9 protein-coding genes are annotated in these 14,277 nt (G+C 71.4%); 3 read left to right on the top strand and 6 right to left on the bottom strand.

The genetic code is table 11. The features are described 5' to 3' along the window. Positions 1-4 precede the first annotated feature (4 nt). Positions 5-1,429, bottom strand: coding sequence for a pyruvate kinase (pyk, locus tag AB0H12_RS07310; RefSeq protein ID WP_230567130.1), 1,425 nt, complete (start codon positions 1,427-1,429; stop codon positions 5-7). Positions 1,430-1,511: 82 nt separating this feature from the next. Here pyk and AB0H12_RS07305 point away from each other — a divergent pair, with 82 nt between their 5' ends. Continuing rightward, positions 1,512-1,862: a VanZ family protein gene (locus tag AB0H12_RS07305; RefSeq protein ID WP_499621484.1), complete on the top strand. Its 351-nt coding sequence runs from the start codon at positions 1,512-1,514 to the stop codon at positions 1,860-1,862. 422 nt (positions 1,863-2,284) lie between these two features. On the opposite strand, the gene AB0H12_RS07300 is transcribed toward AB0H12_RS07305, so the two are convergent. Beyond that, complete coding sequence (locus AB0H12_RS07300) at positions 2,285-2,941, bottom strand: DUF2461 domain-containing protein (RefSeq protein WP_499621791.1); 657 nt, start codon at positions 2,939-2,941, stop codon at positions 2,285-2,287. Positions 2,942-3,033: 92 nt separating this feature from the next. On the opposite strand from AB0H12_RS07300, the gene AB0H12_RS07295 reads away from it, so the two are divergent. Further along, on the top strand, positions 3,034-4,986 hold the full coding sequence (locus AB0H12_RS07295; RefSeq protein WP_499621482.1) for a helicase-associated domain-containing protein: 1,953 nt from the start codon (positions 3,034-3,036) through the stop codon (positions 4,984-4,986). A 42-nt stretch (positions 4,987-5,028) separates the two neighbouring features. Here AB0H12_RS07295 and AB0H12_RS07290 read toward each other — a convergent pair whose 3' ends face one another. From AB0H12_RS07290 to dctA, 4 genes are all read right to left on the bottom strand, one after another. Further along, a complete protein-coding gene (locus AB0H12_RS07290) occupies positions 5,029-5,190 on the bottom strand; it encodes a hypothetical protein (RefSeq protein ID WP_499621481.1) in 162 nt (53 codons plus the stop codon). A gap of 203 nt (positions 5,191-5,393) precedes the next feature. Beyond that, positions 5,394-6,899 carry a glutamate synthase subunit beta gene (locus AB0H12_RS07285; RefSeq protein WP_499621479.1) on the bottom strand — a complete coding sequence of 502 codons (1,506 nt, stop codon included), beginning with the start codon at positions 6,897-6,899 and terminating at the stop codon, positions 5,394-5,396. Continuing rightward, entirely contained in the window at positions 6,892-11,430 is a 4,539-nt protein-coding gene (gltB, locus tag AB0H12_RS07280; protein WP_499621478.1) for a glutamate synthase large subunit, read from the bottom strand. The genes AB0H12_RS07285 and gltB overlap by 8 nt, the downstream gene beginning before the upstream one ends. A 361-nt stretch (positions 11,431-11,791) precedes the next feature. Continuing rightward, positions 11,792-13,162 carry a C4-dicarboxylate transporter DctA gene (dctA, locus tag AB0H12_RS07275; protein WP_499621477.1) on the bottom strand — a complete coding sequence of 457 codons (1,371 nt, stop codon included), beginning with the start codon at positions 13,160-13,162 and terminating at the stop codon, positions 11,792-11,794. 140 nt (positions 13,163-13,302) lie between these two features. On the opposite strand from dctA, the gene AB0H12_RS07270 reads away from it, so the two are divergent. Continuing rightward, entirely contained in the window at positions 13,303-14,247 is a 945-nt protein-coding gene (locus AB0H12_RS07270) for a TAXI family TRAP transporter solute-binding subunit (protein WP_499621475.1), read from the top strand. Positions 14,248-14,277: the final 30 nt, after the last annotated feature.

The raw sequence follows: 14,277 nt of genomic DNA, 5'->3' as shown, positions 1-14,277 counted from the left end.
TCTCCTAAGCGTGGTCGTCCTCCCCCAGGCGGTGCACCCGGATGAGGTTCGTCGAGCCGATGGTGCCAGGCGGCGAGCCTGCCACGACCACGACGAGGTCGCCCGGCTGGTACCGACCGATGTCGATCATCGACAGGTCCACCTGGCGGACCATCTCGTCCGTCGAGTCCACCTTAGGCACCAGGAACGTCTCGGTGCCCCAGGTGAGAGAAAGCTGACTGCGCACGCTGGGCTCCGGCGTGAACGCCAGCAGCGGCAGCGGGGTGTGCAGGCGGGCGAGCCGCCGCACGGTGTCGCCGGACTGGGTGAACGCGACCAGCGCCTTCGCGTTCAGCCGCTCGCCGATGTCACGCGCCGCGTACGAGATCACGCCGCGCTTGGTGCGCGGGACGTGCGTCAGCGGCGGGACCACGGTGGACTCGGTCTCGACGGCCACGATGATGCGGCTCATGGTCTTGACCGACTCGATGGCGTAGCGGCCGACCGAGGTCTCGCCGGACAGCATCAGCGCGTCGGCGCCGTCGAGCACGGCGTTCGCGACGTCCGAGGTCTCGGCGCGGGTCGGCCGGGAGTTCGTGATCATCGAGTCGAGCATCTGGGTGGCCACGATGACCGGCTTGGCGTTCTCGCGGGCGATCTGGATGGCCCGCTTCTGCACCAGCGGCACGTGCTCCAGCGGCAGCTCGACGCCCAGGTCGCCGCGGGCGACCATGACGCCGTCGAAGGCGAGCACGATCGCTTCGAGGTTGTCGACCGCCTCCGGCTTCTCGATCTTGGCGATCACCGGCTTGCGGCCGTGGCCCACGCGGTCCATCACCTGGTGGACCAGGTCGATGTCCGCGGGCGAGCGCACGAACGACAGGGCGATGAAGTCCACGCCCAGGTTGAGGGCGAACTCCAGGTCCTCGATGTCCTTCTCGGACAGCGCGGGCACGGACACGTCCATGCCGGGCAGCGAGAGGCCCTTGTTGTTGCTGACGGGGCCGCCCTCGGTGACCTCGCAGACCACGTCCGGCCCGTCGACCTCGGTGACGGTCAGGCCCACCTTGCCGTCGTCCACCAGCAGCCGGTCGCCCGCCTTGGCGTCCTGCGCCAGCTGCTTGTAGGTGGTGGAGACCCGGTCGTGGGTGCCCTCGACGTCCTCGACGGTCACCCGGACGATGTCACCGGTGCGCCACTCGACGGGACCGTGGGCGAACCGGCCGAGGCGGATCTTCGGTCCCTGGAGGTCGGCCAGGATGCCGACCGCGCGGCCCGACGCTTCGGCCGCGTTGCGGACGAGGTCGTAGACCTGCTTGTGGTCGGCATGGCTGCCGTGGCTGAAGTTCATCCGGGCAACGTCCATACCGGCCGCCACCAGCTCGTTGACCTTGTCCTCGGTCGCGGTGGCAGGACCCATCGTACAGACGATCTTCGCGCGTCGACTCACGTCTAGTCAGAGTAGTCCCTGTCACTGGACCGATCAGGATGTACCGGGAAGTAATCTCCGCGAAACAGGCAGAATCTGGTCCGTGGGCCCCAGAATCCTTCCGTTCGTGGTCGCGGTGTTGCTCAGCGTCATCGTGCTGTTCACCCCGGCGTCAGGTGTGCCCACAGCGCCCCCGGGCACCGACAAGGTGGTGCACTTCCTGCTGTTCGCCCTGCTCATGGGCGCCGGGAGGTACGCGCGGCTGCCGTCCGGACCACTGGTCATCGTCCTCTTGGGTTACGCCGCGGTCTCGGAAGTGTTGCAGTGGCTCATCACCGCGCTGAACCGCGGCGGGGACGTCCTGGACGCCCTTGTGGACGTGGCCGGCATCGCCTTCGGCGCCCTGGTCGCGCGGTCGACGGCCCGAAAACGTCGTACCCCTCTGGGAGAATAAGATCAGGGGTCCCCTGGCGGGCGACGCCTGCGCAGCGATGACCGGGGTTGAGGTGACCCGACGAGCTCGCGGCCTGGTGACGTCCGCCGGTGACGTTGACGCGCTGGTCGCGGTGGACCGCGAGCCGGACGTGGTGCCGGACGACGTCGTCCACGTGCAAGGGCTGCCGGCGTCGTGGCGGGAATCGGGGGACGCGGCCCGGCGTACCGGCTCCTCGGCTACCCGGAGAACTCCGCCGACGTGCTCGCTTCGCGGGCATCGCCGGCCGACCGCCGACCCCGGATCAGCGGTGCGCGACGACCCGACGACCGCCACCACGTCGATCAGCGAGGCGACCCGCCGTCCGCACCCGGCTGAGGCCGTCGATCGGCCGGACCGAACCGCTCGGCCGAAGTCGTGGACCTCCCGGGCGAACACCCCGGTCAGCGCCGGAAGCCGACCTCGGTGAGCCCGATGTGGTCGGCGCACCAGTCCACGAGCGGTGTGACCTGGCGCCAGCCCTCGCGGACCCGGTCCAGGCAGCCCGGCTCGTGCAGCACGTCGTCGGGCGGCCACACCTTCGCCACGTAGAGGCGCTTGTGCTTGAGCAGCTCGACCCGGGGGTGCTCCGGGTCCAGGCCGCGCGGCGCGCGCTTGAGCTTGTCCCCGCGCAGCTCCCAGCCTGCCTTGGCGAGCTTCGCGAGCAGCTTCTCCAGCGCACGTCCGCGCACGTCGTCGGCGACCGACTCGCGGTAGCGCGCGAGCTGGTCGGACGCCATGGCGAACGACCCACCGGCCACGAACAGCCCTTCGGTCCCGATCTGCACGTAGTGCGCGCCGCCGCCGCGGCCGAGTTCGACCACCCCGCCGCAGTGGTCTTTGTACGGCGTCTTGTCCTTGCTGAACCGCACGTCCCGATAGGGCCGAAAGACCTTTCCCTTGCCGAACTCGGGCTCGAGCGCGGCGAGCAACGTCTCCATCGGCGTGCGCACATCGCGCTGGTAGACGTCCTTGTGGTCGTCCCAGTAGGCCTTGGAGTTGTCGGCGACGAGTCCGTCGTAGAAGTCGATGGCGTGTTCGCCGAACCCGGTGAATTCCACGGCGCACAGCTTACGTTCGTCCATTCGTGGCTCATTCGAACGCTCTATCGCAACGCATCACCGAGCGGTCACGTTCTGTGCATAATCGCCGGGTGGGTAGGAAAACTGCGCTGGCCGGCTGGCTGCGCGCGCTCGACGCGGTGGAGCTCCGGGACATCTTGGCCCTGCGCAAGGACGCCGCCGACCGCAGGCCCCACTCGCTGCGGGCGCTGGCGGACGAGCTGACCACGACGGCGTCGCTGCGCGCGGCGGTCGACGGGCTCGACCAGGCGTGCCGGGACGTGCTGGACACCGTGCTGCGGCTCGGTGACGAGGCGGGCGTGGAGGCGCTGGCGGAACGGTTGCGCTGCAACGGGAAGGCGTCGCGGGCGGAGCTGAAGCGGGCGTTGGGCCAGTTGCGCGCGCGGGCGCTGGTGTGGCCGGCGGCCGGGCGGTTGGTGAGCTCGCCGGGGTTGCGGCTGCTGGAGGAGGAGCCGCCGCGGCGCATCACGCCCGCGCCGCGCACGCCCCGCCGTGCGCCGCAGAACCGGGGTTTCGCGGACCGGGCCGCGATCACGCCCGCGACGTCCACTGTGGACGGTGTGACGCGGCTGGTCGACCTGTGCGACGTCGAGCAGGTGACGTGCCGCGCGGTGCTGGGGTTGCGGGAGCTGCGGCGGCTCGCGGGCGTGCTGCGGTCGGACGAGGGCCGGACGAGGTTGTGGGTGGGGCTGGCCGTCGAGGCGCGGCTGCTCGCGGTGGACGACGGCAGGCTGGTGCCGACCGTCGGCGCGGACGCGTGGCGTGCCGCGTCGCCCGCGGAGCGGCTGACCGCGCTGGCGCGGGCGTGGCCGCGGTTGACGTGGACGCCGGGCAAGCAGCGGCCCGCGTCGGCGGAGTCGTCCTCGTCGGACTCGGGCGACCGGACCAGGCACGGCCTGCTGGAGCGGTACGCGCGGCTGGACGAGGACGAGGCGTTCGAGCACCGGCACGAGGTGGTGGCCGAGCTGGTGTGGACGAAGCCCGCCGTGCACGGGCGTGCGGCGACCGAGGCGGCGTTGGTGGAAGCCGAGTCGGTGGGGCTGGTGGCGTTGGGCGCGGCGACCGCGCTGGGCCGGGCGGTGCTGGCGGGCGGGGTGGACGAGGTCGCGGGCCGGTTCGTGCCGCCCGAGGCGGTCACCGCGCACCTGCGGCCGGACCTGACCGCCGTGGTGGCCGGGCTGCCGTCGCGCGAGCTGAGCGCGGTGCTGGAGCTGGCGGCGGACGGCGCGGCGGGCGGGTGGCGGTTCAGCGGCGCGAGCGTGCGGCGGGCGTTGGACGCGGGGCACGAGCCGGACGCGTTGCTGGCCCGGTTGGCGTCGGTGGCCGAGCACGGCGTGCCGCCGACGTTGGCGCACCTGGTGCGTGAGGTGGCGCGGCAGCACGGACGGATCACGGTGACGCCGGTGGCGTGCTGCGTGCGGACCGAGGACCCGGTGCTGCTGAGCGAGATCGCCGCGCACCCGTCGTTGGCGCAGCTGTCGTTGCAGCCGCTGGGGCCGACGGTGCTGGCGTCGGCGAAGCCCGCGACGGAGACGTTGGCGTTGCTGCGGGCGGCCGGTTACGCGCCGACGACGGCCACGGTGGACGGCATGGCGGTGGTGGAGCGGGTGCCGCGACGTCGTGTCGAGCCGCCGCCCGTGCGTTCGGCGACGGGCGGGTGGCGTGCGCCGTTGACCGGGCACGAGGTGGCGAAGCTGGCGGCGGCGCTGGTGGAGCGGGAGCGGCCGAGGCACCGGTTCGTGCTGCCGCCGGTGGAGTCGCAGCGGATCGGCACCGTGCGGCTGCTGCGCGACCAGTCGCTGGTGCTGCCCGACTCCGAGGTCGTGCTGCTGGCGGACGCGCTGGTGAGCCGGACGTCCGTGGAGATCGCGGTGGCGAACGGCCCTCGGAGCACGGTGAAGCACGTGATCACCCCGGTCGACCACGCCGCGGGCAACCTGAAGGCCAACTGCGCGCCCCGCGGCGAGCACCGCGAGTTCCTCGTCAGCCGCATCCGCTCGGTGCGGGCGGTGACGGGCGTCTGACAGCACGCGGCCCCCGATCTGCGGGTCGGGGCCGCGTGCGGGTCAGGGCAACTGTCCCTCGATCGCCCGCCACTCCTGCACCTCGTGCCGAAGGTGATCGTCGCGGATGCGGTCGGCCAGGTCCCCGAGCCGGCGGACGAGGGTCCGCACCTCGCGCAGGGCCCGGATGTCCTCGATCGGGCGGTCGGGCCAGTTCTCCGCCATCCGGACGGCCTCCTGACGGGACAGCCGGATGGCGCCCAGGTTGCGCCTCGCCGCACCGGCGGGGGCGCTTCTGGGGGGAGGAAGTGGCCGCAGTGATCGTCGGTCACGGTACCCCGGTAGTGCCGTCGAGCCCGCGACGCAAGAGGCCGCCCCGACGTCGTTGTCGGGGCGGCCGGGTATCCAGCGAACGGCGGTCTAAGGGGTCACACCACGGCCAGCGGCAGCATGTTGGGGATCACCGGGGACGGCAGGTCGGACGAGCCGGTCAGGTAGCGGTCCACCGCGTTGGCCACCGAACGGCCCTCGGCGATCGCCCACACGACCAGCGAAGCGCCCCGGTGCGCGTCACCGCAGACGAACACGCCGGGCGCTTGGGTCTGCCAGTCCGAGCCGCACGAGATCGTGCCGCGCGAGGTGAGCTGGATGCCCAGCCCGTCCAGCAACGGCATGTGCTCGACGCCCTCGAAGCCGATGGCCAGCAGCACCAGGTCCGCCGGCAGCACCTCGACCTCCTCGGACGTCGGCACGACCTGGCGGCGGCCGGAGGCGTCCTTCTCCACCCGCACCTTGCGCAGCTGGATCTGGCGCACGTGCCCGTCGGAGTCGCCGACGAACTTCTCCACCGCGACCGCGAACTTCCGCTCCCCCGCCTCCTCGTGCGCGGGGTAGGTGCGCAGGATCCACGGCCACACCGGCCACGGCGACCTGCCATCGTCCCGAGTGGACGGTGGCATCGGGTACTGGTCCAGCTGCAGCACGGAAGCCGCGCCCTGCCGGGACGCCGTGCCGTAGCAGTCGGCGCCGGTGTCGCCGCCACCGATGATCACGACGTGCTTGCCGGCCGCGTCGATCGCAGGCCGACCGTCGCCCTCGCACGCGCGGTTGGCGGGCACGAGGTGCTCCATCGCCAAGTGGATGCCCTGCAACGAACGCCCCGGCGTGGTCGTGTCGTCGCGGCCGCGCAGCGCGCCCACCGCGAGCACCACCGCGTCGAACTTCGCCCGCAGCTCCTCGACGGTCAGGTCGACGCCGACCTCGCAGCCGGTGACGAACTTCGTGCCCTCCTTGCGCAGCTGCGCGAGCCGCCGGTCGAGGACCTTCTTCTCCATCTTGAACTCGGGGATGCCGTAGCGGAGCAGCCCGCCGAGCCGGTCGTCCCGCTCGAACACGGTGACCTCGTGGCCCGCCCGGGTGAGCTGCTGCGCCGCCGCCAGCCCGGCCGGGCCGGAGCCGACGACCGCCACCCGGCGGCCCGACGACACCTGCGACTGCGACGGCCGCACGAGCCCCTGCTCCCACGACACGTCGGCGATGGCCTGCTCGACCCGCTTGATCGCGACCGCGCCGCCCGCGTCGTGGCTGATCGACAGCACGCACGCCGCCTCGCACGGCGCGGGGCACAGCCTGCCGGTGAACTCGGGGAAGTTGTTCGTCGCGTGCAGCCGGTCCGAGGCCGACTCCCAGTCGCCCCGGCGCACCAGGTCGTTCCACTCGGGGATCAGGTTGCCCAGCGGGCACCCGGCCGACCCGGAGTGGCAGAACGGGATGCCGCAGTCCATGCACCGCGTCGCCTGCGTGCGCACTTCCGCGTCCCGCTGCTCGGCGGGCACGTCGAGGTACACCTCGTCCCAGTCGCTGAGCCGCTCGGCGGCGGGCCGCTTCTTGGGCTCGGAGCGGGAGTGCTTGAGGAAACCGTACGGGTCAGCCACGGGAGGCCTCCATGATCGCCTGGTCGACGTCCCTGCCTTCCGCGCGGGCGAGCCTCATCGCTTCGAGCACGCGCTGGTAGTCACCGGGCATGACCTTGGTGAACGACGCGGAGCGCCGGGGCCAGTCGCCGAGCAGCGACGCGGCCACCGCCGAACCGGTGAGCTGGTGGTGGCGTTCCACCACTTCGCGCAGCCAGCGCAGGTCTTCCGCGCCGGGCCGCTGCAACTCGACCATGGCGGTGTTGACCGCCGCCGGGTCGAGCTCCAGCACGTACGCGATGCCGCCGGACATGCCCGCGGCGAGGTTGCGGCCGGTCGGCCCGAGCACCACGGCCCGGCCACCGGTCATGTACTCGAACGCGTGGTCGCCGACGCCCTCGGCCACGGCCAGCGCGCCCGAGTTGCGCACGCAGAACCGCTCGCCGACCCGTCCGCGCAGGAAGATCTCGCCGGACGTGGCGCCGTAGCCGATCACGTTGCCCGCGATGACCTGCTGCTCGGCCGCGAACGGCGCGTCCGGGTGCGGTCGCACGACGATCCGGCCGCCGGACAGGCCCTTGCCGACGTAGTCGTTGGCGTCGCCGATCATCTCCAGCGTGACGCCGCGCGGGATGAACGCGCCGAGCGACTGGCCCGCCGAGCCGGTGAACGTCACGTGGATCGTGTCGTCGGGCAGGCCGTCGCCGCCGAACCGGCGGGTGACCTCCGCGCCGAGCAGCGTGCCGACGGTGCGGTTGACGTTGCGCAGCGGCAGTTCCAGCCGCACCGGGCGGGCGTCGTTGAGCGCCGCGTCGGCGAGCTGGAGCAGCGTGCGGTCCAACGCCTGCGCCAGGCCGTGGTCCTGTTCGCGGACCTTGCGCTTGGCCGTGCGGTAGGGCGTCTCCGGCACCTCGAACACCGGCGTCAGGTCGAGGCCCGCCGCCTTCCAGTGCTCGATCGCCTCGTCGGTCTTGAGCAGCTCGGCGTGGCCGACGGCCTCGTCGATCGTGCGGAAGCCGAGCGACGCCAGCAGTTCCCGGACCTCCTGGGCGATGAAGTGGAAGAAGTTCACCACGTGGTCGGCCTGGCCGGTGAACCGCTTGCGCAGCTCGGGGTTCTGCGTGGCGATGCCGACCGGGCAGGTGTCCAGGTGGCAGACCCGCATCATCACGCAGCCCTCGACGATGAGCGGCGCGGTCGCGAAGCCGAACTCCTCCGCGCCGAGCAGCGCGGCCACCACCACGTCGCGGCCGGTGCGCATCGCGCCGTCGACCTGCACGGTGATCCGGTCGCGCAAACCGTTGAGCAGCAACGTCTGCTGGGTCTCGGCGAGGCCGATCTCCCACGGCGTGCCCGCGTGCTTGAGCGAGTTCAGCGGCGACGCGCCGGTGCCGCCGTCGTGACCGGAGATCAGCACCACGTCCGCGTGCGCCTTCGCCACGCCCGCCGCGACCGTGCCGACGCCGACCTCGCTGACCAGCTTCACGTGCACGCGGGCCTGCTCGTTGGCGTTCTTCAGGTCGTGGATCAGCTGCGCGAGGTCCTCGATCGAGTAGATGTCGTGGTGCGGCGGCGGGGAGATCAGGCCGACGCCCGGCGTCGAGTGCCGGGTCCGCGCGATCCACGGGTACACCTTGTAACCGGGCAGCTGACCGCCCTCGCCCGGCTTCGCGCCCTGCGCCATCTTGATCTGGATGTCGCTGGCGTTGACCAGGTACTCGGAGGTGACGCCGAACCGGCCGGACGCGACCTGCTTGACCGCGCTGCGGCGCTCCGGGTCGTACAGGCGCTCCGGGTCCTCGCCGCCCTCGCCGCTGTTGGACCGGCCGCCGAGCCGGTTCATCGCGATGGCCAGCGTCTCGTGCGCCTCGGCCGAGATCGACCCGTAGGACATGGCGCCGGTGTTGAACCGCTTGACGATCGAGGAGATCGGCTCGACCTCGTCGATCGGGACCGGCGTGCGGCCCTCCGCGTCGAACGAGAACAGACCCCGCAGCGTGCCGCCCTGCCGGGACAACCGCTCCACCTCGTCGGTGTAGCGCTTGTACACGTCCTGCTTGCCGGTCCTGGTGGCGTGCTGGAGCAGGAACACCGTCTCCGGCGTGAACAGGTGCAGCTCGCCCTCGCGGCGGTAGGCGTACTCGCCGCCCACCTCGAGCCTGCGGTGCACCCGGTCGGTCGGGTTGTCGGGGTGCGCGCGGCGGTGGCGCAGCGCGACCTCCTCGGCCAGCACGTCCAGGCCCGCGCCGCCGAGCTTCGACACCGTGCCGGTGAAGTACTCGCCCAGCAGCTCCTCGGACAGGCCGACGGCCTCGAACACCTGCGCCGCCGTGTACGCGCCGACGGTCGAGATGCCCATCTTCGACATGATCTTCAACGTGCCCTTGACCAGCGCGGTCACGTAGTTCCGCACGGCCTTGCGCGGCTCGATGCCGGTGACCGCGCCGGTGCTGATCATGTCTTCGATCGTCTCGAACGCCAGGTACGGGTTCACCGCTGCGGCGCCGTAGCTCAGCAGCGCGGCGATGTGGTGCACCTCGCGGGCGTCACCGGTCTCCACGACCAGCGCCACGCGCAGCCGCTCCTTGGTGCGCACCAGGTGGTGGTGCACCGCGGAGACGAGCAGCAGCGACGGGATCGGCGCCATCCGGTGGTCGGAGTCGCGGTCGGACAGCACGAGCGTGCGGGCGCCGTTCGCGATCGCCTCGGACGCCTCTCGGCGCACCCGCTCGATCGCCGCCGCGAGCGCCGCGCCGCCACCGTCCACTTCGTACAGTCCGGACAGGACGGTGCACGCGAAGCCGGGCAGGTCGCCGTCGTCGTTGATGTGGATGAGCTTGGCCAGCTCGTCGTTGTCGATCACCGGGTAGGTCAGCTTGATGTGCCGGCAGCTGACCGGGCCGGGCTCCAGCAGGTTCTGCTCCGGGCCCATCACCCGCGACATGCTGGTGACGATCTCCTCGCGGATCGAGTCCAGCGGCGGGTTCGTGACCTGGGCGAAGTTCTGCACGAAGTAGTCGTAGAGCAGCCGGGAGCGCTGCGAGAGCGCCGCCACCGGCGTGTCGGTGCCCATCGAGCCCAGCGGCTCGGCGCCGTTGGTGGACATCGGGGCGAGCAGGATGCGCAGCTCTTCCTCGGTGTAGCCGAAGGTGAGCTGGCGGCGCACCACGGACTCGTGGCTCTGCACCACGTGCTCGCGGTCGGCCAGGTCGGCCAGCTCCAGCAGGCCCGCGTGCAGCCACTCGTCGTAGGGCAGCTCGTCGGCCAGCTCCGACTTGATCTCGTCGTCCTCGACCAGGCGGCCCTCGACCGTGTCGACCAGGAACATCTTCCCGGGCTGCAACCGGCCCTTGGCCACGACCTGGTCGGCGGGCACGTCGAGCACACCGGTCTCCGAGGCCAGCACCACGCGGCCGTCGGCGGTCTGCCACCAGCGGGCCGGGCGCAGGCCGTTGCGGTCGAGCACCGCGCCGACCAGCGAGCCGTCGGTGAACGTCACGCACGCCGGGCCGTCCCACGGCTCCATCAGGCTCGCGTGGAACTCGTAGAACGCGCGGCGCTTCGGGTCCATCGAGGTGTGGTTCTCCCACGCCTCCGGGATCATCATCAGCACCGCGTGCGGCAGGCTCCGGCCGCCCAGGTGCAGCAGCTCCAGCACCTCGTCGAAGCTCGCCGAGTCCGAGCCCTCCGGGTGGCAGATCGGGAACAGCCTGGTCAGGTCGCCCGGGATCAGGTCGGAGGCCAGCAGCGCCTCACGGGCCCGCATGCGGTTCCGGTTGCCGCGGACCGTGTTGATCTCACCGTTGTGGGCGACGTACCGGAACGGGTGCGCCAGCGGCCACGACGGGAACGTGTTGGTGGAGAAGCGGGAGTGGACCAGGGCGATCGCGCTGGCCAGCCGCTCGTCGCGCAGGTCGGGGAAGAACGCGGGCAGCTGGCCCGTGGTCAGCATGCCCTTGTAGACGATCGTCCGGGACGACAGCGACGGGAAGTACGTGCCGACGTCCGCCGCCGCGCTCTCGTGCTCCACCCGCTTGCGCAGGGCGAACGTGAGGTGGTCCAGGGCGACGTCGCGCCGGTCGGTCTCGCCCTTGACGAGCAGCATGGCGAAGTGCGGCATCACCGACCGGGCGGTCGGGCCCACGCCGGCGTGCTCGGGCGCGGTCGGCACGTCGCGCCAGCCCAGGACCACCAGGCCCTCTTCGGCGGCGATGCGCTCGGTCAGCTCGACGGCCTTGGCGCGCGGCTCCTCGTCGGCGGGCAGGAACGCGATGCCGGCCGCGTACGCGCCCGGCTCCGGCAGCTCGAAGTCCAGCACCTGCCGGAGGAACGCGTCCGGCAGCTGCACCAGGATCCCGGCGCCGTCGCCGCTGGTCGGCTCGGCGCCGGCGGCGCCCCGGTGCTCCAGGTTGGCCAGCGCGGTGAGCGCGTCGACGACGATGTCGTGCGAGCGCCGGCCTCGGATGTCGGCGACCATCGCCACACCGCAAGCGTCACGTTCCGCGGCGGGGTCGTAGAGCCCCTGCGGGGACGGGATGGCGGAGAAGATCACTGCGCAGACCTCCTTCGTCGTCCTTGGTGAAAGAACGAGTCCTCGTGTCCAGGTCCTGGAATCCGGGTGCTGGGCACGGGACGACGATGGCCCGCGTGTTGACGAGACTTTAACAGTCGCGAAACGGATCCACACCATCCTTCGGGTGATCTCGATCGGCGACCGGTAACGATTCGGCCGGTTCGAGCGATACCCCGGCCGGTCTTGTTACGCGTTGTTAAGCATAACGGAGGGATGGCCCTCGCGCGCGCTGGTGAGAGCCGGCCGACACTGCGCCCGCCGCCACGATTCCGGACGAACTCGCAGGTGAGCCCCCGTGCCACCGCCTCGTGGGCGACGACCGGGGGCTCCCGTGCGCGTCTCAGTGGGTGCCTGCGCCCACCGGTTCACGCTCCGTGACGTCGCCGTCACCGTGCTGCTGTTCCATCAGGGCGTCCACGTCCACTTGCCCGGGGTTGTCCATCACCTCGCGCAACCGGTCGCGGTCCAATTGGCCCTGCCAGCGGGCCACCACGAGGGTGCCGACGCCGTTGCCGATGACGTTCGTGATCGCCCGCGCCTCGGACATGAACCGGTCGATGCCCACGATCAGCGCGATGCCGACCGCCGGGATCGCGCTGTTGCCCTCGAACGCGCTCAGCGACGCCGCCAACGTGACCAGGCCCGCGCCCGTGACGCCCGCCGCGCCCTTGCTGGCCAGCAGCATGAACAGCAGCAGCCCGATCTGCGTGCCCAGACCCACCTCCGTGCCCGTCGCCTGGGCGATGAAGATCGCGCCCATGGTCAGGTAGATGCACGTGCCGTCCAGGTTGAACGAGTAGCCGGTCGGGATCGTCAGGCCCACCACCGACTTGTCGGCGCCCGCCGCCTCCAGCTTCACCAACATGCGCGGCAGCACCGTCTCCGACGACGACGTGCCGAGCACGATCAGCAGCTCGTCCTTGATGTAGCGGAGGAACTTGAAGATCGAGAACCCGGCGTACAGCGCCACGCCGCCCAGCACCACCAGGATGAACAGCAGGCACGTCGCGTAGAACGAGCCCATCAGCCACGCCAGCTTGCCCAGGATCGAACCACCGAACTTGCCGATCGTGTAGGCGATGCCGCCGAACGCGCCGATCGGCGCCGCGTACATGACGATCTTGATGACGCCGAACATCACCTTGGCCGTGGTGTCCAACGCGGACACGACCTTCTCGCCGCGCTTGCCCATGCCCGCCACGGCCACCGCGACCAGGATCGCGACCACCAGCACCTGGATCAGCTGGCCGTCGGTGAACGCGCCGAGGAACGACTTCGGCACCAGGCCCAGGATGAAGCCCGTCACGCCGGTCTCGGCGGTCTTGGCGTCGGCGAGCGTCTTCTCCGCCGCGCCGTCGTTGATCGGGATGGACGCGCCGTGGTGGCCCGGCTGCACCAGGTTGACCACGATCAGGCCGATCGCCAGCGCCACCGTCGTCATCGCGGTGAAGTACAGGATGGTCCGCAGCGCCAGGCCGCCCGCCTTGGCGAGGTTGCCGAGGCCCGCGATGCCGACCACGACCGTGCAGAAGATCGTCGGCGCGATGACCACCTTGACCAGCGCGATGAAGAAGTCGGCCATCCACTTCATGCCCGACGCCTGCGCCGGGAAGGCGTACCCGACGATGACGCCGAGCACGATCGACACCAGCACCCAGAAGTAGAGGTGCTTGTAGATCGGTTTGCGCTCACGGGCTTGCGCGCTGACCACGTCTCCTCCAAGGGGGACCGTTGGGAGTTGGTTGGTGATCCTGAGCACAGGCCGTCGCCGCGACAAGGAGCCCGCCGGAAACTTCAGATCCCTCTGACGTAACACTCCGTTCACCCGGTGGTGGGGTTACCCTGCTGTTCGTGCTGGTGTCCCGGCGTTCGGTGCTGCGAGCCGCCCTGGCGGCGGGCGTGCCGGCCTGGCTGTCGGCGTGCACGTCGAGCAGCCCGCCCGCGCTCGGCGAACTGGTGCTCGCGACCGGGCCGGACGGTGCGGTGTTCCGCGAGATCGGCGGCGCGCTGGCGGCGGCGTTGGCCGACGAGCTGCCCGCGACCCGGGTGGTGGAGCGCCACACCGGCGCGTCGGTGGAGAACGTCCGGCTGCTCCGCGAGGGCGAGGTCCACCTCGGACTGTCCTCTTTGGATCCGCTGGTGGCCGGGGCCCTGCTCAGCTCCGAGGACCCCGGCGGCATCAGCGCCGTGGGGCGGCTCTACGACAGCTTCATGCAGGTCGCCGTGCCCGCCGACTCGCCGCTGCGGACGTTGTCGGACCTGGCCGGGCGGACGGTCTCGTTCGGGCCGTCGGAGTCGGGCACGGAGTTCACCGCGACCAGGCTGCTGTCGTTGCTGGGCATCGAGGTGGACGCGCGGCGGATGGCGCACGCCGACGCGGCCGAGGAGCTGATGACGGGCTCGCTGGACGCGTTCCTCGCGTTGACCGGCATTCCCACGCCGGCCATCTCCGACACGCTCGCCGCGTTCCCGCTGCGCCTGCTCGACCTGCCCGCCGAGGCGGAACGCCTGGCCGAGGCCTACCCGGGCCCGTACGTGCCGGCCACCATCCCGGCCACGACTTACGGCAACCTGGGCCCGTGCCGCACGTTCGCCGTGCCCAACCTGCTGCTGGCGCGGACGTCGTTGGACGAGGACGTGGTCGAGGTGGTGACGCGGACGGTGTTCACGCAATCGGCCAGGATCGCCGCGGGCCACCCGGAGGCCAGCCGGATCAACGTGCGGACAGGCATCGCCACCGGTCAGGTCCCACTGCACAAGGGCGCCGAACGCTGGTTCCGGGCGACCAAGCGCTGACGAGCCCAAACCTCATGCCGCCGCCCGTGG

It is taken from the genome of Actinosynnema sp. NPDC023794 (assembly GCF_040639675.1).
Lineage (GTDB): Bacteria > Actinomycetota > Actinomycetes > Mycobacteriales > Pseudonocardiaceae > Actinosynnema > Actinosynnema luteola.
This window is presented reverse-complemented; position numbering and strand designations above follow the sequence as displayed.